Source organism: Carboxylicivirga agarovorans, assembly GCF_050589845.1.
GTDB lineage: Bacteria > Bacteroidota > Bacteroidia > Bacteroidales > Marinilabiliaceae > Carboxylicivirga > Carboxylicivirga agarovorans.
Window position 1 is genome coordinate 195343 of the sequence record NZ_JBNGPA010000006.1, and the last position, 21202, is coordinate 216544.

Annotated in this window: 18 protein-coding genes; 12 read left to right on the top strand and 6 right to left on the bottom strand. The window is 39.4% G+C overall.

The window, feature by feature from the left end:
• Window positions 1-147 precede the first annotated feature (147 nt).
• Window positions 148-744, bottom strand: a complete 597-nt coding sequence (locus tag ACRD69_RS09185; protein ID WP_430814778.1) for a hypothetical protein — start codon at window positions 742-744, stop codon at window positions 148-150.
• Between the two features lie 283 nt (window positions 745-1027).
• Here ACRD69_RS09185 and ACRD69_RS09190 point away from each other — a divergent pair, with 283 nt between their 5' ends.
• The 3 genes from ACRD69_RS09190 (at window position 1028) to ACRD69_RS09200 (ending at window position 3857) form a co-directional block, all read left to right on the top strand.
• Window positions 1028-1891 carry a helix-turn-helix domain-containing protein gene (locus tag ACRD69_RS09190; protein WP_430814779.1) on the top strand — a complete coding sequence of 288 codons (864 nt, stop codon included), beginning with the start codon at window positions 1028-1030 and terminating at the stop codon, window positions 1889-1891.
• An 87-nt stretch (window positions 1892-1978) separates the two neighbouring features.
• Window positions 1979-2794 carry an SDR family NAD(P)-dependent oxidoreductase gene (locus tag ACRD69_RS09195; RefSeq protein ID WP_430814780.1) on the top strand — a complete coding sequence of 272 codons (816 nt, stop codon included), beginning with the start codon at window positions 1979-1981 and terminating at the stop codon, window positions 2792-2794.
• A 73-nt stretch (window positions 2795-2867) separates the two neighbouring features.
• Entirely contained in the window at window positions 2868-3857 is a 990-nt protein-coding gene (locus ACRD69_RS09200; protein WP_430814781.1) for a quinone oxidoreductase family protein, read from the top strand.
• Between the two features lie 29 nt (window positions 3858-3886).
• Here the strand turns inward: ACRD69_RS09200 and ACRD69_RS09205 are convergent, their stop codons facing one another.
• Window positions 3887-4675, bottom strand: coding sequence for an alpha/beta hydrolase (locus ACRD69_RS09205; RefSeq protein ID WP_430814782.1), 789 nt, complete (start codon window positions 4673-4675; stop codon window positions 3887-3889).
• A gap of 212 nt (window positions 4676-4887) precedes the next feature.
• Here ACRD69_RS09205 and ACRD69_RS09210 point away from each other — a divergent pair, with 212 nt between their 5' ends.
• On the top strand, window positions 4888-5403 hold the full coding sequence (locus ACRD69_RS09210) for a hypothetical protein (RefSeq protein ID WP_430814783.1): 516 nt from the start codon (window positions 4888-4890) through the stop codon (window positions 5401-5403).
• Window positions 5404-5647: 244 nt separating this feature from the next.
• Window positions 5648-7291, top strand: a complete 1644-nt coding sequence (locus ACRD69_RS09215; protein WP_430814784.1) for an ATP-binding protein — start codon at window positions 5648-5650, stop codon at window positions 7289-7291.
• Between the two features lie 55 nt (window positions 7292-7346).
• On the opposite strand, the gene ACRD69_RS09220 is transcribed toward ACRD69_RS09215, so the two are convergent.
• Window positions 7347-7694 (bottom strand): 4a-hydroxytetrahydrobiopterin dehydratase, encoded by a 348-nt coding sequence (locus ACRD69_RS09220; protein ID WP_430814785.1) that lies wholly within the window; start codon window positions 7692-7694, stop codon window positions 7347-7349.
• 439 nt (window positions 7695-8133) lie between these two features.
• Here ACRD69_RS09220 and ACRD69_RS09225 point away from each other — a divergent pair, with 439 nt between their 5' ends.
• Window positions 8134-10140: an adenylate/guanylate cyclase domain-containing protein gene (locus tag ACRD69_RS09225; RefSeq protein WP_430814786.1), complete on the top strand. Its 2007-nt coding sequence runs from the start codon at window positions 8134-8136 to the stop codon at window positions 10138-10140.
• 145 nt (window positions 10141-10285) lie between these two features.
• Here the strand turns inward: ACRD69_RS09225 and ACRD69_RS09230 are convergent, their stop codons facing one another.
• Window positions 10286-10675 carry a hypothetical protein gene (locus tag ACRD69_RS09230; protein ID WP_430814787.1) on the bottom strand — a complete coding sequence of 130 codons (390 nt, stop codon included), beginning with the start codon at window positions 10673-10675 and terminating at the stop codon, window positions 10286-10288.
• A 340-nt stretch (window positions 10676-11015) separates the two neighbouring features.
• The gene (locus ACRD69_RS09235; RefSeq protein ID WP_430814788.1) at window positions 11016-12134 is read right to left on the bottom strand and encodes a nickel-binding protein; all 1119 of its coding nucleotides are present in this window, start codon (window positions 12132-12134) and stop codon (window positions 11016-11018) included.
• 284 nt (window positions 12135-12418) lie between these two features.
• On the opposite strand from ACRD69_RS09235, the gene ACRD69_RS09240 reads away from it, so the two are divergent.
• From ACRD69_RS09240 to ACRD69_RS09255, 5 genes are all read left to right on the top strand, one after another.
• Window positions 12419-13327 (top strand): DNA/RNA non-specific endonuclease, encoded by a 909-nt coding sequence (locus ACRD69_RS09240; RefSeq protein WP_430814789.1) that lies wholly within the window; start codon window positions 12419-12421, stop codon window positions 13325-13327.
• Window positions 13328-13526: 199 nt separating this feature from the next.
• Complete coding sequence (locus tag ACRD69_RS09245) at window positions 13527-13817, top strand: hypothetical protein (RefSeq protein WP_430814790.1); 291 nt, start codon at window positions 13527-13529, stop codon at window positions 13815-13817.
• A 215-nt stretch (window positions 13818-14032) separates the two neighbouring features.
• Window positions 14033-14179 (top strand): hypothetical protein, encoded by a 147-nt coding sequence (locus tag ACRD69_RS25305; protein WP_489685668.1) that lies wholly within the window; start codon window positions 14033-14035, stop codon window positions 14177-14179.
• A gap of 304 nt (window positions 14180-14483) precedes the next feature.
• Window positions 14484-18125 (top strand): sensor histidine kinase, encoded by a 3642-nt coding sequence (locus ACRD69_RS09250; RefSeq protein WP_430814791.1) that lies wholly within the window; start codon window positions 14484-14486, stop codon window positions 18123-18125.
• A gap of 213 nt (window positions 18126-18338) precedes the next feature.
• Window positions 18339-18908 carry a hypothetical protein gene (locus tag ACRD69_RS09255; protein ID WP_430814792.1) on the top strand — a complete coding sequence of 190 codons (570 nt, stop codon included), beginning with the start codon at window positions 18339-18341 and terminating at the stop codon, window positions 18906-18908.
• 40 nt (window positions 18909-18948) lie between these two features.
• On the opposite strand, the gene ACRD69_RS09260 is transcribed toward ACRD69_RS09255, so the two are convergent.
• Window positions 18949-19932, bottom strand: coding sequence for a helix-turn-helix domain-containing protein (locus ACRD69_RS09260; protein ID WP_430814793.1), 984 nt, complete (start codon window positions 19930-19932; stop codon window positions 18949-18951).
• Window positions 19933-20106: 174 nt separating this feature from the next.
• Here ACRD69_RS09260 and ACRD69_RS09265 point away from each other — a divergent pair, with 174 nt between their 5' ends.
• Window positions 20107-21108 (top strand): alpha/beta hydrolase, encoded by a 1002-nt coding sequence (locus ACRD69_RS09265; protein ID WP_430814794.1) that lies wholly within the window; start codon window positions 20107-20109, stop codon window positions 21106-21108.
• The last annotated feature ends 94 nt before the right edge of the window (window positions 21109-21202 follow it).

Below are 21202 nucleotides of genomic sequence, written 5' to 3' on the forward strand. Positions count from 1 at the left end.
ACGTCGTCAGTTAGCGACATCACACGTCGTCAGCTGGCGACAACCACGGTCGTTAGTTGGCGACACCTGCTTTTACAGTACTGTAACTGGTCATAAACAGGCACCATCACGTAGCGGATACATAAGCTACGAAAGAGATTAGTCCAGCTATCGTTCAAATTTGTATTTCACCAATTCCTCTTCTGTCATCCAGTGAATATCATCATGGGCGGCTGCATTGATCGTGAAATAATAGAATTCTTCGGCCTCCTGCTTACTCATTCCAACACTCTGGTAGTATGCTATATAAGGCATATGATTATTATGCCCCCTGGGAAAATCAGTAGCATGCTTTTTCCCATCTGACCAGGAGTGAACACCTAACATTACATTCTTCTCCAAAGTTCGTTTATTGCCGGCCAGAAAGAAATCCGTCCCACCAGAAGCGACCATGCCTCCCTCCTTCAATACTGTGTTAAAGTCATTCTCATATACATAGCGGCTTAAACTAAGGTTAACATCATCATTTATGGAACCATCACAATTAATAATGTGTATCGTTTTCACATCAGGATGAGCCTGTGCCACCTTTTTAAAATCATCAAAAGCTTTGCTGTTTATAGTCCCATCCAAAGCAATTACACCGATGTCTTCATTGTAAGAAAACACCGTTATTCCCTCCAGTTTTGCAAATTCATTCATCTCACTGCACGAGAGGAAAAACACCGAACACAAAAGTGCGGCCAATACTAGTCTGATCTTCATATTACTTGTTTTGTGTTAATAAAAAAAGCCCATACTTCGTCCTCTTAACAGAGTCTGAAGTATGAGCTTATATATCTTACTCAAAGCTTCCCGTAATCATTCCCAATTTCTTCTTCAGCGCTGGAACGATCACATGATTGAAAGAAGCTTATACCAATCTTATTCTTGTATGGCAAATGTATATCATTCGTTTAAAACAGCCACAAATCCTTCATGAAATAATCGTTTAAAACGTATTGTATTTAAAATCTTACTAGATTCGTACTATTGGAAATATTGAACAATGATCCAAACCGTCTACAACATACAAGATATGTACCGCTTAACCGGCTTTGAGCACCAGCCGCTTTCTGATGATTTTGATATTATCACACATCAGGAAACCTATCCGACAACGAACAAAATGGTGGCAGCTCACCGGCGAGACTTCTTTTCCATTATTTACCTGGAAAGCCAGCAGGAAGGAGAAATGCAGATCAACCAGGATAAGCATGCCCACCTCAACGACATCCTGTTTTTCCAAAGTCCGCAGCATGTGTTCAGTTTTGTTCGAGGCGACTCCATGAAAGGTTTTCTGATATTCTTTAAGCCCGAGTTTATACTGCCCTTCTCCAACGATGTCATATCTGATTTTTCATATTTCAGAAGCAGTGAAAACAACCTCTTTCAGCTTAATCAAAAGGAGAAGGAAGCTTTTACAGGACTGTTTAAAGCCATTGATGCTGAAAAGGAACACACAGATGTAGCAAAGGCATTGCTTCTTGCCCTTTTGGAGAAAGCCAGGCTACTGCAGCAAAAACACCGCACCATAGAGCAGGCCATACCTGCCGAATACCAGCTTGTCAACAACTTTAAGCGATTGGTTAACAACCATTTTATTGTCGAAAAATCGGTTGAGTTTTATGCGGAACAATTAAATATGACAGCCAATTACCTCAATAACCGCATTAAGGCACACACCGGGAAAACCGCCAAAGAACATATTGCCCACCGCACATTAATGGAAGCCAAAAACATGTTGCTTTACACAGGCTTTGACGTTGCAGAAATAAGCTTTCGCCTCCACTTTTCTGAACCATCGTATTTTGGTAAGTTCTTTAAAAAGCACACACAACAAACACCTAAAGCTTTTCGCCTGAATCGCTAATTATTACCATTTCTTCCTTTTTTAGTATTATCACTTCACCCTTGCGGCGAGCTACTTTTGTATTGTCACTTTTTAAAACCGATAATAATGAGCAAAGTAGCAATAGTAACAGGTGCCAATCAGGGTTTAGGACTCGGATTGGTTCAACGATTAAATGAAATATACCAAAAGAATGACATTATCTACATGGGTGTACGACGCACTGAAGCAGGCAAAAAAGCCCTCGAATCAATCGAAACGATCAAAGCAGACATAAGGGTCATATATATTGACATCAGCAAAGAGGAAAGCATTATAGCAGTAAAAAATACCATCTTTAAACAACACGGAGGCATCGATCTGGTCATTCATAATGCAGCGGCCCGCATTTCACCCGACAGGCCTTATAAAGAGCAGGTGAAGAACTTTATTGACACCAATAATATGGGGACTTATTATATGTTGAAACATTTTCAACCATTAATGAATGAGAACGGCCAGTTAATCGTAGTGGCCAGTGCCTTTGGCTCTTTAATCCATCTCAACTCAAACCTGCACAAACTATTCGATATCGAAAACAGCTCTTTGGAAGATATTAATACAACAATGATGAATTATGTGCATGATGTAGAATCGGGCAGAGAGGCAGACAAAGGCTGGCCTGAATGGATTAATATACCTTCAAAAATCGGACAGGTAGCTTTAGTTAAAATTGCCGCTAAAGAAGAGGATTCCAATAAAAGCATCTTTTCAGTATGTCCCGGCCTGGTAGATACCGATGCCTCACGCCCATTCTTTGACAACATGAACGAGGCCCAGTCGCCCTATGAAGCTGCCGGCCACATTATTGCATTGACCGGTAACCGATCAACTGCTCTATCAGGTCAATTGATCCAGTTTGGAAAGCAATTACCATGGAATTAAGCATCCCTACTGGCATAAGATCAAAGACAGGGTTAAGGGTAAAACATTGAAGTAAAACAAAAAGACTATAATTATGAAAGCCATTCAAATTACTAAAAACGGTGGTACTGAAGTATTGGAATATAAAGAAGTACAGTTGCCTGTTCCTGCACAGGGACAAGTACTTGTAAAGATACATGCAGCTCCTGTGAACTTTATTGACACCATTTTACGCGAAGGTAGCATGCCTCCGGGAATGATGCCTGAACTTCCTTTTATTCCCGGCGTGGAGGGCACCGGTATTATTAAAGATGCCAACGGTACGCATCTTAACAAGGGCGATAAAGTTGCATTCCTGGGAGTTATCGGTTCTTCGGCCTATGCCGAATATGCCCTGGTTGATGCCGGTAAACTGGTGGTTTTAAGCAAAGAGGCCAACTTACAAGAAGCTGCGGTATTACCTGTCAACTATTTTACAGCTTATCACATGCTTAAAAATGTAGCCCGGGTTGAACGTGGTAAAACAGCCCTGATCTATGCTGCATCGGGTGGCGTTGGAACCGCACTGATACAAATAGCCAAATTACTTGAGATCAGGATTATTGCCCTTGAGCGTCGCGATGAAAAGGTTAAGAACGCCATGTCAATGGGTGCCGACCATGCCTTTAACACATCCGATGAAAACTGGAAGAAAAAGTTAATAGAAGCTGTTGGTGAAAATGCCATCAACTATGTCTTTAATCCAGTTGCAGGCAACAGTATTAAAAACGACCTGGAATTATTGGCTCCTCTCGGTCATGTGGTGGTATTCGGCTTTCTGGCAGGCATGGGCGAATTCAACCTGATGCAGGAGTTAATGACTAATTTCAGCAAAGCACCAACCGTTTCATTTTCCGAATTATATGCCACATTCTTCAACAATTATGCTTCAGTAGATAAGGGCTTAAAAGAGCTATACCAATGGCTGGATGAAGGCAAAATAAAACCGGTATTTGAAACCATGCCACTAAAAGAGGCCCGTGCTGCACATGAGAAATTACAGAAGGGCCTGGTGCGTGGCAAACTGTTGTTAATTACTGAATAACACAACAATCAGTTATGGGCAGGCAATCCCTAATTTTCAGAATAGATAAATCTCAAAGCATCATACAGGCTTTGAAAAGGAACATGCCCCTCATCTTCATAGCTTTTCATTTTACACACTATGTTTTCTTTTGATTCGATGCGTTGGGTAAAATCATACAGTTGCTTCTTAATGACCCCGTCAGGGTCCAGAAAATCTTTCAGCCCCTGGGTCATGTACAAACATGTTGGCTTCACTTGTTCTGTTTCTAAAAACTGATCTGTCAGGTCAATGAAATAGTCCTCACAGTCAGGAAAACCGCCACTGCAAGCAATGTATGAATTAAATGAGTCGGTATGAGTCAGGAAATAATAAAAGGTGAATATGGCACTTATTGACTGGCCGCATAGGAGCTTCTCACTTGTTGTGCGATAGGAGTTGTTGATATGCGGAATTAATTCACTTTCAATAAAGGCTATAAAATTATCGGCCCCGGGATCAGATGTGAAGTAACTTGTATTTACAGGCATCATATCACGGTTACGGTTCGTATTCCCGATCATCACAATGATCATGTCCGGTATCAGCTCATCCATGTGCACCAGACGATTGATCGTTCCCACTGTTTCTGTGTACACATCCATATCTCCATCAAGCCTGTAAAGAACCGGGTATGATCGTTCAGAAGCGTTATAATCCCTTGGAAGCTTGACAATAAACTTTCTGTTTTCGTTCAGCACTTTTGATTCTATTGAATCCTTAAAGCCAATATTGATCTCCTGTCCACTTACCACAGATGTTAACAAGATCATGAATAGTAATAAAGGGAGGGTTTTCATTAAGATTTGATTTAGAGTTAAAATTCATTAATTGACACTATCATTACAAGGTAATTCGGCAAAAACAATATTTAAATATAAGAATTAAAGAATAATTGTAGTTTATTGTCAACCAATACTATAAAAACATTACAAAAAATCAATGCTCCAAAATCCTTGTTTTATTGCGTAAATTGCATTGTTTTGTGTCCTGAATCATTTAAAAACGTGCCATGATAGGAAAATACATTCGATTAATACTAGCCATACTTATAATAGCGTCATCAGTTTTTCTTTTTATTTACGGATATTCAGGCTGGGGTGTACTGGCTGTCTTTGCAGGTTTGCTGCTTGTATTGTTTCAGTTTAAAAATGAAACGAACCTGCTTGCGTTCTTTTTCATCAGAAGAAACAATTTTGCAAAGGCTGAGGCTATTCTTTCCAAAGTAAAACATCCTGAGCATATGCTAAAAGCCCAGGAAGCATACCATTACTATCTTTTGGGTTTAGCTCAGGCACAAACCCATCAACCTGCTTTGGCTGAAAAAAGTCTGAAAAAAGCCTTGTCAACAGGACTTCGCCTGAAAAGTGATCAGGCGATGGCAAAGCTTAACCTGGCAGGATTCTATTTATCTAAGAGAAATAAAAAACTGGCTAAAATCCATTTAATGGAGGCCAAGAAACTGGATAAGCAAAAGATGTTGACAGCCCAGATCAGAGAAGTTGAGAACATGATGAAACGAATATAAAGAATAAGACTAATAACAGTTAAGGCGCAGTGAGAAACACTGCGCCTTTTTTAATCTTAAGTACTCATCAAAAAAGGCCGTCAACCCGGTTCAGCAAAAGCATGTGAATACGAAAGTAAATTTCATCCCTGTTTTATTACTAAAGATCAAGCATCAGGTAGTGACCCAATGACTCTTCATACAAAGGAAAAGATTGATATATATTAAATAAAAACAATACATTTGCGTTGAAATCACTTATTAAATGCGTTGTAGTTATCTAATTGTTTTACTGCTTGTTCTTCTGTGTCACAGTCCGCTTGCTTCTCAATACAAGGTGTTTCTGAGTAACAATTATCCACCTTACAACTTTGTAAATGAGGAAGGGGAACTGGTTGGTTTTAACGTTGAAATTGTTGAAGCCATTAATGAACTGTACAATGCCGATTTTACGATCAAGTCAGGTGATTGGCAAAAGATCAACGTGGATCTGAATAACGGTAAGATAGATGCCATTGCCGGCATTCATTACAACAACAGAGCCGACAGCCGTTTTATCTATACACGCTCAGCAATCAATACATCACATTGTTTTTTGTACAACAGCGAGCACCAAAAACAATTTACACTTGAAAAGTTCCGGTCTTTAAAGTCTCCTTTGGTGGCTATGTATAAAAACGATGTATTAATACACTATGTCAAATCCATTAATCCAACAGCTGAGCTCATTTTTATAAACAGCTATCAGGATCTGGCCGACACATTGGAAAATGAAGCCATGACTTGTGTTTTTGCCCAAAGAGTTGGCTTTATGTACTTTGCCAACCTAAAGGAAAATAACCATATACGGGCGCTTGATCAACAAATATTGGAGCGCCAACTTGGCTTTATGGTTTCTAAAGATAGCCCTGAATTAGCAGCCATGCTAAACAACGGTTTAGAAGTGATTCTGGCCAATGGAACCTACCAGGAAATATATGACCGTTGGATAACACCGTATACAGCAAGAGACAATCATTGGAACAGGTACTTGAAATACATCGTTTTCGGGACAGGTTTAATGCTTCTGCTTTTTGTATTCCAGATCATTATCAATCGCATATTAAGAGCCAGGATCAACAGTAAGACGCGAGACCTTCAAATGCAACTGGAGGTAAATGCCGAGGTAATGAAGGAGCTTGAAAATCAGAAAAACAAAGCTGAGGAAAGCGACCGCATGAAAACTGCCTTTCTGGCTAATATGAGTCATGAGATCAGGACGCCGATGCACGGCATAATCGGATTTACTGAATTACTAAAAACAGGAGGTTATTCAAGCGAGGAGCATAAGCTATTTGTTGATATCATTGAGCAAAGTGGTAACCGGATGCTGGACACAATCAACAATATTATTGATATATCAAAACTTGATGCAGAACAGGAAACAGTTCAGTATTCACTGGTTGATATTGACCTGTTAATGCAGGAGTATAAGAATTTCTTTCTCCAGGAGGCCGCTAAGAAAGGCATAGATTTAATTCTTAAGCCCATGGATAATCACTCTTCCACAGCCTTTTATACCGATGAATATAAGTTAAATTCCATTTTAACCAACCTGATTAAAAATGCCATTAAGTTTACTACCCAGGGTTGTGTTTCGGTTAGCTACAAGGTATTGAATGATATGGCCGAGTTTAAAATCGAGGATACCGGCATTGGTATTGCTAAATCAAAACAGGCCAAGATATTCGAGCAGTTTGTACAGGCCGATACGTCCTACTCACGCGAATATGAAGGATCGGGGCTTGGACTATCGATCACCAAAGGCTATATCGATCTTTTAGGAGGAGAGATCACCTTGCACTCCACACCTGAGGCCGGAACAGTATTTAATGTTAAAATACCTCAAGCACCTGATTTCAATGTGTAATGTACCGGTGGACAAATTCTTGTAAACAGCTCCCTGACACCTTATTTTCACAAGACTAAAATCCTTTCTCAAATAATACTGCCGATCGATAGGCCATAATAAAATCATTTTTATGCAGACCTTTAATTTTATGGGTCCACCAAACAATGGTAACAGATGAGTATTCAACAATAATCTGCGGATGGTGATTTACTTCTTCGGCTAATTCAGCTATGGCATTAGTAAACGACATGGATTCAATAAAATTATCTGTATAAAACACCCGCTTCAGTTTCTTAATATCATGGTCAACGATCAATTCCCAGCCTTGAACATCAGGCATCAGTGAATCAATTTCATCAGCGGAAAGCCTATGGGCATTTATGCTGCATGCTTCACATTTCATATTGGACAACTGGCTCATCTTAAATAAGATTAGAGTTTATATACTGAATAGAAACAATCGCTTAACAGATCACTGGCATTAAGCAGGCATACCTAAGAAAATAAGATATGGCGTATTTGTCAAGAGGTATGTATCAGAAGTTGGAAAGGCGCCTACTACCTGATGACAACCATAGTTTATCTGATTTTCAACAAGTTGATCTGTAACATTGAAACACAAGCTCCAGGAAGCCAGTGGATATTGTCGAACATCTTAGTTAAATTAGCATAGACTGATGTTTTCGAATTAGTACGAAAGTTGCAGTATATGTGAGTATGGGCTCATGTTATCCCTTCAGGTTAACAATGACAGTACCACAACTACTAACTAAGCACGACAATTCATTCACGGTCAACTATCAGTAATAAAACTGACACCCCTGACGCTAACAGGTTTAAACCTTCTAAAACAATGTCTCTTGAAAGCGATTCGAAAGTTATCGGCCATTATGTTTACAGATATAGTAGGATACACTACCATGATGGGAAGGGACGAAAGCATGACAATAAAGAAAGTAACACATCATGAAAAAGTCATTAAACAATTAGTTACTGAGTTTGAAGGTGAGCTTATACAGTTTTATGGCGATGGCAGTTTATCCATATACCCAAGTACCACTTTTGCCCTGAAGTGTGCCTTAAAGATCCAGGAAACCTTACGGTCAAACATTATTGTTCCACTTCGAATTGGTATCCACATTGGTGAGATCCTTTTTAAAGATGGTAATATTTATGGAGAAGGCGTCAATATTGCATCCCGTATCGAATCATTGGGTCAGGCAGGCAGTGTTTTATTTTCTTCGAGTGTATTTCAGACCATACATAACAACCGACTATTTAAAACCCGCTTTTTAGGGGAGGTTGAATTAAAGAATGTTAATCGCCCCGTAATGGTTTATGCCTTAAGCAATGACGGTTTAACAGTGCCGGAGCCAAAGGATATAGCGGGACGGATAAAAAGTAGAGATGAACAGCAAGTAGCAAAATCAATGAATAGAATCGATTCTGCTAATGATATCAGTGATACTATTGCAGAGAAAATACCGGATCTTTCAATTGCGGTCTTACCTTTTGTCAACATGAGTAGTGATCCCGAACAAGACTATTTTTGCGAAGGAATATCAGAAGAAATCATCAATACCATTGTGCAATTTCCTGATCTGACAGTAGTAGGAAGAACATCTTCGTTTTGCTTCAAAGGAATAAACGAGGATTTACGGTCGGTCGGAAACACATTAGGTGTTAGTAAGATTCTGGAAGGTAGCGTGCGTAAATCAGGGAACAGAATCCGGATCACTGCACAGTTAATTGAAGCCTCTACAGGTTTTCATTTATGGTCCAATAAATATGACAGGGAGCTGGATGATATATTTAAGATCCAGGATGAAATATCGCATGAAATTGCGGAACAGTTAAAACTGACTCTTGAAGGCGTTCATCCAAATCCTATTATCAGACAGCAAACAAAAAATGTAAAAGCTTATCAATTATATTACAAGGGTCGATCACTGTTTTACAAACGTGGAACATCATTGTTTGACGCTTTAAAGTGCTTTAAAGAAGCGATAAAAACAGACCCACATTATGCTTTGGCCTACTCAGGCCTGGCCGATGTCTATGTTATGCTCAGTTTTCACGGATACTTGTCTCCCGATGAATGTTGGAAGGAGGCTATCCCTGCCGGCAGGCTAGCTGTTGAATACGGCCAGGGTCTCAGCGAAACACACAATACAACAGCCGTGATCGCCTTATTACATGACCGTAATTTTGAAAAAGCGAAGAGCGAGTTCGTAAATGCTTTAAACATCAACCCTAATCATGTGCAGGCGCGTGCCTGGTATAGTATGTTTTGCCTTATACTTTCTGAAGAAAAATTCAAAGAGGGTTACGAACAATTCAGCTTAGCCATAAAAAACGACCCTTTATCCTCATACGCGCAAAGCTGTTACGCTTTGATGCTGGCTACCAACGATCAATTTATTGAAGCCATTAATCATGCTGAAAACGCCCTTAAACTGGATCCTGATTCTTTAATTGTACGCTATTGTTTAGGTTATTGCTACTTATGGTCTGGTTCACCTGAAAAAACAATCGAACAATGCGAAATAGCCTTGAAAATATCCAGACAACATGCATGGGTACTTCACTTATCTGCTCTTGCTTATCTTGCGTTAGACCAACATGATAAAGCCGTTCAGATCTTTGAGGAGATGGACAGCATACATCGTAAGCAATATCTGCCTCCTTCTAACCTGGCAATCGTAGCTGCAGCTTTAGGGAAAAATAAGTATGCGCTTGAGCTGGCTCATAAAGCTGCTGATACGGTAGATCCTTATCTTTCGTTTATTACAACACTCATTAAAGACAGTACAGCATTACGAAAAATTGATGGATTTAAAGCCATACAAAAGCGATTAGGAGAATAAGTCTGAACCTATGAACAGCAAGCAAAGCCTGAAATGCAATGAAAGTAAGGGCTGTGTGCTCTGTATTCGCCCACTTAAGTATAAAAAATACCGGAGGCGGTCTTCATCCGGCACTTTACAATTCTGTGATTAAGACGATCACTTGTTAAGACACAGCCATTTTTCCAAGGATATGATCAATAACTTCACAGTGCTCCTCTTGTGGACTGAACATTACAAAATCGGAGTCTTTCCCTGCTATCACCGTGTGACCCGGAGGCCAATAAAACAGATCCCCTGTTGTAACAGTTTCTTTTGTATTATCTGAAAACAAAACTGTTATCTCGCCCTTAAGCACATATCCCCAATGAGGAGTCTGACACATGTTTTGTTTTAATCCCTGAAGGAGAGGCGAAATATCTGTTCCGGCTGACAGGGAAAAGTATTCACCACTGATCTCTCCATAACCTGTCGAATCACCAAAACCTGTTTGTTGTCGCGCTATTGCAGCAGGTGTATTAATCTTCACCGGCACATCTTCTTTTGCTATTTTCATAATTACTGAATTTAAAAATTACCAAATAAATTCCTGAATATTAAAACTATGTCCTCCTCTCTGTACCTGACTCTGTCAGTTTTGACTTTATATATTTACTTCCAAAAAACTATCTGTCATTACATTAGTACAACGAATACTCCAGCATTCTCTTGCCAGGTAAAAATGTCTTCGTCCTTCGCAAAGACTTTGTTTCCTTTCATGAGATTTAATGGATCTGTTAAAGCTTTCATGCCATTTGCTCTTGTTTCTGCGAAGTTATGGCAGAACATAAGGACGGAATTACTAATTTCAATTCAAAGACTGGTAATTTTAGGTCATAATGGTTGAATACTGGTTGTTATTCCTCGCCACTTTCACAAGCATTGATAAATAATGATGGAAGAATACCAAATCGTTCTTTAAAGCATTTTGAAAAATAGGAAGGGCTGCTAAAACCTGTCTCATAGGCAATTTCCGAAATACTACACTCTTGTTTTTCCATCATTTTAAGAGCTTTACTCAGTCTGTATTCCTTTATAAAGTCGTTAGGAGACAAGTGCATCAATGCCACTATTTTACGATAAAGCTGAGATTTACTAACCCCTAATTCAGTTGCCAGCTTATCGAGTTTAAATCCTTCTTTTTTACAGGATTTTTCCATTGTATGAAACAATTGCTCAATAAAACTTTCTTCTGATCGCTTAAGAATTACCACGTTTTCTTTTTCAAAACTGCTTATATTATTCTTACGACAATGATCGGCTACTCCCGAAGACATGGTTATCTGGTTTCGTTCAGACATATAACACATGTTCCTTGCCTGCTGTATGGTATTACCAAAAAAATCACCACTTTGCGCGATAGGACTACCTGCACAAATGCCTAATTGAACCGACACTGGCTTGTCATTTTGACGGTTATTACCTACAAAGCTGTTTCTTATTTCAATCGCACATGTAAACGCTTGTGAAGCGGAAACAAAAGAACACAATGTACATTGTTCGTTATATTCTGCGATTCTTCCCTTATACCTCTCAATCATCTTACTCACAATTGCATGATGCCGCCGTTGACTCAAAATGAACTCTTGTTTATTCAAACACTGATGTTTACCTTTTGAGTATTTGATGTTAGTGGCCAATATACTTCTGAAAGCAGACTCATTTTCAATAAAAGGTTCTTTCTGATCCTCAACATGACGATCTTCAATCCGTCCCAGAAATGATTCCACCACTTGGTTGTTGACTTCAATGATCTGATGTGGAATTAATCCATGGGCATGCTCATGCATTGCTTTAACAGCCCCCTTATCGGGAGCTTCAATTAAACAGAAAGCTGTCTGCCTCTCTTCATCAAACCAATAGGTAATTGCGCGGCACCCATACTGATCTTGTATTTTCAAATCCTCCTGATGTGCTTTGGCTACATCTTTGGCTGTAACACCAGGCAAGTCATGTCTATCCATGTAAATAGGCATAATATCAATTTAAATGAACAAATACCAGATCAACTGATCTATACAAACTAAATGAGTTTATACAATATAGTTAAATGAAATCAGTATGGAAATACCTGAAAGCACGTATTAAGAATATATTCTGTAATCCTATTCGTTAGTTTTGCAGGTAAACCTTCATCATATCTTATTTTTTTTCGTCCTCTAAGCCAGTTATTAAAACACATTGACCGGATAAAAGAGGATTGAATAATTGTCATTGAAAATTCTATAACATATATTGACCGGATCATAAATAATTAAATATGCCGGGAAAACACATCAACAATTACCTGCTGTTATTGGTACTCCTTTTTTCCAATGCAGCGATCGCACAAAAAACGATCAATGAACTAAACAGCAAAGAGAAAGCACATTATAATGAACACATGAAGTGGGGTCAGCCCGACAACAATAAAGTACTGGTGCGTACAGCCTATGTCAACAGTTACAACAGTAAGTTCAGGATACCTAACTACGCTGTATACCATATCATTCCCGACTATTTAAATACTCCTGCGCGCAAGTCGCGTTTTAAGACATTCAGAACCGACCCTGATGTTGATAATGCGGTTAATGATAAAGAGTATGACGGCTTATTCAGTGCCTTTAATTATGCGCGCGGTCACTACTGCCCCTATAAGGTGCTTGGTGGCGACAGAGATGGTGATGGCAAATATGCCAGTCTGGATCATAATGCGTCAGATACCGATGATGAGTTAACCATCTTTGAGGGTAACTACATGTCTAATATCGCACCTCAACTGCACTATGGACTCAATGGCAGTGGCGGCGTCTGGTTCAAAGCTGAAAGGTGGGTACAGGATGATATTGTTGCCTCAGGGCATGAGGTGTGGGTGTACTCGGGAGGAATAATCAGTAAGGACAAAGAACCGGGTAAAGTTGGTGGCAATAACTCCATTTATGTCCCTGATTTCTTTTATAAAGTTGTGGTGATGGATAATGGCGCAGATTTTCCGCATGTGGCCGTGTTTTATTTCCCTCATCATGACAAGAAAGAAGACTATATAGAAAAGGATATTTTCAAATACACGGTAACCATTGACTACCTTGAAAAAATGACCGGATTCAACTTCTTTAAATCCTACCCAGAAACTGTACAGTCAGAGTTTGAAAAAAAGGCATTTAATGCTGATTACTGGCGGCAATTTTAGCCTCTTTTTGACATACCTGTTTCATGAATTTCAGTACCACATTATATCCTACTAGTACGCACCAGGCGTTTTTTTGTAATTTTTTCACACCTGTGCCACTGCACTTTAGGCAGTATTTGTTTATAACGGTATAGAAATAATGTGTTACGTTTTTCCAAATCTGCTATTAACTGGTATAACGTATATAATTTGAGAACTTATGAAAAACAAAAAGCTGTATACACTACTGGAGCAGAAGGACAATCAGGAATTACACCTTTTTAACTCGTGGAAAGACGAAAATGGCACATGTAAAGTTGAATCCACCTCCTTATGCGGATGCATGCATTTCCCTGAAAAATCAGATACTCCACTTTTTATTTGTGAAGATGAAGAAAATACACGCCTTTTATGTGCTGCTAAAGGAAGAGCTGTATGTGAAAAGTGTATTGGACAACTATATAAGTCAGAAAAAGTGTCACATTACGACGAATCCCTGCTAGAAGTTTAAGTCAGCTATATCTTGCTCCATTTAAGTGAATATATCACTTAAGGTAGCTTCCAGCGAAAAAATACAAGTATGCCGAATGCAATAAGACTATGTTTAATTTCTTATTGCACTCGGCATTAGTGGCATGTACCGTACCTATTAAATTGTACCATTGTATATATTGAATCCCGGACCTACACTTCATTCACTCCACTTGGTGATGCTGCAATAGTACTATAGCATCCGGACTAAAGCAATTAGGGGTAAGAGAAGCCGATTTTGGAATATTGGCTGCAAATGCCCTCAACGATGCCTGCAGTGCCACCAATCCTGTTCAGGGTACTGTTAAGGATGTCATAGGCATTTACAAACAGGCTATGTAACATAGTGCATTGATCAGGAAATTGTGATCAGATCAAAAAGCTAACAAACATAGTAGTGGTCTCAATTATTCATACTACCCCTTTTGCATGGTCAAAAGGGGTAGTTGAGTATAAATCCTGAAGGAAGTGATTCATGATCTGCCAATCCAATTAGCTTAATCAATGGTCAACTACTACCATATCCCCCTTTGCTGTATGACCCTTCTTTATCTGTTGTTATTCGAAATGTATCCAAATAAGGTCTTTATATGCCCGGAAAAAAAGCGTAAATTACATAAGCTATAGCGTCACCAGAAAAAGCTCTATGAATTGTCGAGTCAATATATTGTTCCTCTTTTGTTACTTCCTCCTGTGGAATGCTACCGAAAGTATGGCGCAGCAACTGACTTTTAAACACTATGGGGTAAACGATGGCATAACGCAAAGCGAGATCAAGTGCATTCACCAGGACATGGAAGGATACATATGGTTTGGTACACAAAATGGTCTTAATAAATTTGACGGCTATAGTTTTGAAAACTTCTTTTACGATCCGACAGACAGTAAGTCCATATCCAATAACTGGATATTTGATATGGCCGAAGACAGCCTGGGCAACCTCTGGCTGGGCACCAAGGAGGGCCTGAATCGTTACGATAAAAAAACAGGAGCGTTTACTGTTATACCTCATAAAATCGATGACACCATTGTGCCCGATAATTTTGTGTATGGACTCTGCACTGATGACACCTATATTTATATCAACACACCTCCTGTCCTCTCGAGGTATAATTACAGAACTGACAGTTTAGAAAGCTTCCGCTACAGTCAGACTTACGACGGAGCCCTCCATGATATTGGATTTCCAGTCTTAAAAAGCAGTGATGGTCATATCTGGCTGGGTTCAGCTGATGGATTAGCTGAATTTGACCAGGAGAAGGAAATGTTTGTGCTTCATCGAAATGATGTGGCCAATGAACACTCCATCTCCAACAATCACATTACAGCCCTCTACGAAGACCTGGTCGGTAACATTCTTATCGGAACCGAAAACGGACTCAATTTTTATAACAACTACGGCAATGGTTTTACCAGGTTCGAAGATGAGACCACCTCCTTGAATACCCTTAGCAGTAATTATATCCTATCCATACTTCAGGATAGCAATGGCACCTACTGGATAGGCACCCAGCAAGGAGGCCTTAACCGCCTGGATTGGAGTTGGGACGCCGGGAATTTTGAACTGACTTTATTTAGAAGTGGCTTGAGTTACAATAATTTCATTGGCCATGATATTGTTTATTCATTGCTTGAGGATCGTTCCCGCAACCTGTGGATCGGTACGATTGCAGGCCTTGACCGTACCGATCTGAAAACAAAGAAATTCAGGAGCTATAAGAAAACGGAAGATACCAATTCTCTGAACCTTCTTGATAACATTATCGCATCAGTCTACATAGATGATAATAACCGTCTGTGGATCGGAAATTGGGGAAAAGGATTGAATGTTTACAATGACCGCACAGGTGAAATTATTCATTACACCTATGAATCAGAAGGCAAGTTGCACATTCCCAATAACCATGTGCATGTATTGTTCGAAGACAGCCGGTCACGCCTTTGGCTGGGTACACGCAATGGCGTTAGTTTATATAGCAAACAGCAACAACGATTTATTCCTTTTAGCAGTTATTTTTTGCTGGATGATACTGACTTTTTTGACAATAACAGGGTGTATTGCATCACTGAAATATCAAATGGAGATATCTGGATCGGTACCGGCAATGGTATCCTCAGTTTTGACCCGGACAATAAGGAAAGCTTCTATTTAAGATCTGATGCCGCGGAACCTTATCGGATCAGCAGCAACCTGGTTTATTCAATTCTGGAGGATAAAGATACTTGTATCTGGATCGCCACTATGGATGGATTAGACTGTTTCTTTCTACCTGATGAACAAATGCGCCATTACAGACACTCCAGGGAACAAAGCAATTCACTGTGTGATAATTTTACTATTTCATTGTGCGAAGACAGTAAAGGACATATATGGATAGGCACCAGCAGCGGTATCAATCAATTTAATAAGAGTGACAGCACATTCTCCTATTATTCCCTGAAGGATGGTTTACCCAGTAACATTGTATATGATATCGTTGAAGACAAAAATCAAGACCTTTGGTTTTCGACAGGTAACGGATTAGCAAGGTATAATACGCTCAATAAAGAATTCAAAACCTTCTCAATAAGTGACGGGCTACAAGGTGTTGAGTTCAATTTAAAGGCTGTTCATCAAGCGGATAACGGCGAGATTTATTTTGGAGGCATGGATGGCCTGATTGCTTTTCATCCCGACTCACTGCAAGAAAACACCTATATACCTCCTGTTGTTATTACCTCGTTTGTTAAAGAACGCTCAGGACAAAAACAAAACCTTAACGTTTATACCGATAAGCTTGAACTGTCTTATAAAGACTATTCATTTACCATTAAATACGCGGCACTTGATTACACCGAGCCCAATAAAAACAGGTATGCCTATAAAATGGAAGGCCTTAGAGATGAATGGGTAGAGGTAGGTAACCAAAACTTTGTTCACTTCACCAATCTGCCAAGTGGCTATTACAGCTTCCTGGTTAAAGGAACAAATAACGATGGCATATGGAATGAAGAACCCACGAGGCTTACAATAAACATTGCTCCTCCCTGGTGGCTGAGCGGCTATGCCTATGGTGCATATATTCTACTGGGTTTTATGATCGTAATGAGTGTCATTTGGTTAAGAGAGCGGAATCTGAAGCGTGAAAAACACATTCTTGAAGCTGGTATTCGTGAGCGAACAGCTGAAATAGCCTTACAAAAAGAGCGCATTGAAGAAAGTGAAGCAAAGTTGAAATCAACGATATCTTCACTTAACGACCTGGTATTTGTTCTTGATCGTGACGGAATATTTCGGGAGTTCTATAATCCGGGAAACACCGATCCTCTCTATAATAATCCGGAGTTCTATTTAAACAAACACTACAAGGATGTAGGATTTCCTTCGAAAGTAATCACAGAGCTAAAAACAGCCTTTACAGAACTTCAAAAAAGCAATCTGATTCATGAATTTGATTATTGTGTGAACCACAACAATATGTACTGGTACAATGCAAAGATCAGCCCCCGCCGTAATAACTGGGGTGAACTGACGGGCATTACCATCGTGTCTCGTCACATTACCGAGCGTAAGGAATCGGAAGATCAAATGAGGAGACAAAAGGAAGAATTGGATGAATTAAATGCCACCAAGGATAAGTTTTTCTCAATAATGGCACATGACCTGAAAAATCCGTTTGCCAGCCTCTACTCATTAAGCCAGGCTATTGATGATAACTACGTCGAACTTGATGAAGAAGACAAACTGCTTGCCTTAAAACGCATACACCAATCGGCCGAGCTGATATATAACCTCCTTGAAAACCTGCTTACCTGGTCAAAATCACAAAGCGGACGCATAGAATACTCTCCAGGTCAGTTTGAGCTTGCTACATTAATACAGGAGAATATCAATTTGCATGGTGTTGCGGCAGAGAAAAAATGTGTTCATCTCAATGCCGATCTAAAAGAGGTATGTAAGGCATATGCAGATAGTCAGATGATTAATACCGTCTTGCGCAATCTGATTAATAATGCCTTAAAATTTACCGAACCAGGTAATGAAGTCCTTGTCAGTTTAAGGCAGGAAGGTCAATTTCTTGAGGTAGAAGTAAAGGACCAGGGAGTGGGAATTGCGGCCGAAAATATGGATAAGCTCTTTCGAATTGATGTGAAATACAAGACCACAGGTACATCGGGTGAGAAAGGCACCGGCCTCGGGCTGATCCTTTGCCATGAATTTATATTGAAAAATAATGGTGCCATCTGGTGCGAAAGTGAGGTGGGCAAAGGTACAAGCTTCTTTTTTACAGTTCCGTGTGCCAGATGAAGCTAAAACGTTGAGTATATCCCGCCAGAACTCCGTCTTCCGCCTTGTTGGCGGAAGTACCTCAACCACCCCTTAATACACTGTATATCATATATCTTAACCCATTGACAAGACCTGAATTACATGCTACCTTTGTATGTGCAGTTACTAATGATCTGCCCTTTTTTTGAAATACAATTTTACTGTCATAGCATATTCACAGAATTTACTGTCATGAAAGCTTTTCAATTATATACATTCGTATTTTTGAGTGTTGTAATGGTTTTGTCCTGTTCAAAAGATGACTCTGATAAGCAGCCGGTTCCTGATAACAAAGCACTGATTGTAAATGGCACCGCTTATGAACTTTCGCAGGCAACCATCACTTACGAAGGTCTTGATCCTTTGAATGAAGGTCATCAATATGAACTGACTATCGTTTCGGCCAGTTTTGATATGGAACGGGGAACCGGTACCGGTGAAGGCCTTGGCCTCACCATCATTACAGCGGGAAAAGAAATTGTTGAAGGGACTTATACCTTTGACGGTGATCCGGCAAGGACATTAAATAGCTTTTCTGCTTATGTCGTGGTTGATTTTAATATTGAAACCTGGGAACGTAAGCATTTCTTTGTCGTTACATCAGGTACTGTGAATATTACACAGGATGGTATCCATAATTACACCGTAAACATGTCGGTCAAAGCCGATGATATTGATGATGATGACAATATCATCACCAGCAACAACACCATTACCGTGAATTACTCGGGTACTTTTACTTATGAGGAATATGACGAATAAAGTATAAGCTTCTGTTCCTGGCATCAATTACAGACTATCATCACTGAGGCATGGCCTCTTTGGGGCTTATCCCCTTAATCTTCTTGAACATCTGCGAAAATTGGGGGATACTGCTATACCCAAGATCATAACCAACTTCCATTACTGAATAAGCACCGCTGTTTAACCTGCGGTATGCCTCATCCATCTTTACATGTGTAAAGAACTGGTAAACAGAACAGTTATACAAGGTTTTAAAGTCCCTTTGTAATTTAGAAACACTAATGGCATGCTGCTCCGCAATAGATTCAAGACTAATTCTTCCTTCAACACTTTTAATAAGTTCATCTTTTATAATCAATAGTCGCTTGTAATCATCGAGGTGTAAGCCATGTAGCTCATTATTGATGGACAGTTGCCTGACAGATGTGATCAATACAACAAAGAGTTCAAGTCCTTTGGCATTCATTAGGGGAATACGGGCAAAGCTTTTCTCTTCACAATTAAATATATCCTTGATCAAACGATCCATATCTGCAGAGATATGCATATGGTATCCCTTCGCTTCGTCTTCAGAAAATTGTGATTCAATGATATCAACAGCTTCCGGAAATAGTTTTCGCAAGGCAGGTTTAGACACTTTAAAAGCAATGGAACGGAAAGTTGCCCTGGCCGGAAAAACCGTTTTTAAAGGGAACAAGCCATTATAAATAAAAATTCCCCTGGGCGTATCAGCATCCATATATTTTTGCTCACTATTGTATTCTTGAATAACCTGGCCTTCTTTAACAATATTAAAATGGTAATAATCCCTTCGCTCATCTGCTTTGCGATCAATCACCAGCGATTTAAGCGTTGACGATTGCGTAACAACTAATTCAAAATCCTCCATTATTGAGTAATATGACAACTGTATTTGATTACCTCCCTGCCTGTTCACATAACGCTTATTCACATGTTCACCACCCAGGTGCTTCATGAGAATTTCTATGTAATTAAGGATGCTACCTTCTTTAAGGGGTAAGATAATTTGCTCGTTATTCATTTCTGATGATGTGATTTTCCCTTAAAAATACACGTTTGAAAATAGCGGTACAAAATGAACTTGCCTTTTTTGAATAAGCACTTGACATTTTACGGATAATGAAGTTGGCTCTTACCCGGTAGTTTTGCTTTTGTAAACGAATTAAATCAATTGTAATACTTAAAACTATGAGTCATGAAAAGAGCAGGTAAATATTTAGCTATCGTATTAATATCAATGTTCACATTGGTTGTACAGTCACAGAATTCATATTACAATCCTGAAATACCAGAAATAGTTCAATACACAGTGACACCTGATGTAAAGTATGGAGAAGGTAAAATTATGTCTGACAATAAGATTGGCAGTAAAGATTTGAACATGGATGTTTATTACCCGACCAACAACAATAATAACCGCCCGGCAGTCATCCTAAGTTATGGCGGAAGCTTTCACAGAGGTAATCCGCGTATTCCTTATGCCGGTTTTGGCGGACAAACAACAACCATGAGCCAATATGCCATGCGCCTGGCTGCTGAAGGTTACGTTGTATTCACAATTAATTATCGCGTAGCCCCGGATAATCCTGTGCTTGATAACTATGAAGGGTTTTCAGAAGATGATCTTGATGCTGACATCTTTAAATCGCAAATGGCCATTGATCAGACCAACACCATCAGACAACAAATGGGTTTGGATAACTTAACGGATGAGAATGCAGAAAAGGTATTGAAAACCGCTGTTCTGGCTGCTACGGAAGATTTAAGAAAGGCGATCAGGCATATCAAAACAGAGCATGAAATATATAATATTGATCCGGATAAGATTGCCTTGGGAGGCTTTTCGGCAGGTGGTGTGATATCAATAAACGTTGCATACGCCTTGCAGGAAGAGGTAAGTGCAGTATTTACCAACTCCGGTTTTCCAGCTGTTTTTAAAATGGAAAAATTACTCCCTCAATCAGATAAGCATCCACCGATCCTGATTTTTATAAGTGAAAATGATTATCCTGTTGTAAAAGCGCTAATGCCCCCTTTTATGCAAGAACTGAAAGCTATAGGTGTGGAAACAAACTTTAACTGGGTATCTGGATTTGGGCATTTTTACCCTTCTGGTGCTGTGAGTTTATCGGATACAGGAGACAAAATGCCTATTGAACAGCGAATCATCCAATTTTTAGATAATAAGCTGAAGTAAACAAATTTGTATGCAAACAGTCAGTACATTAACTCAATGGATGATCATAGACTATCGTTTATAATCATCCATTGATTTTTTATAAGGTGGAGAA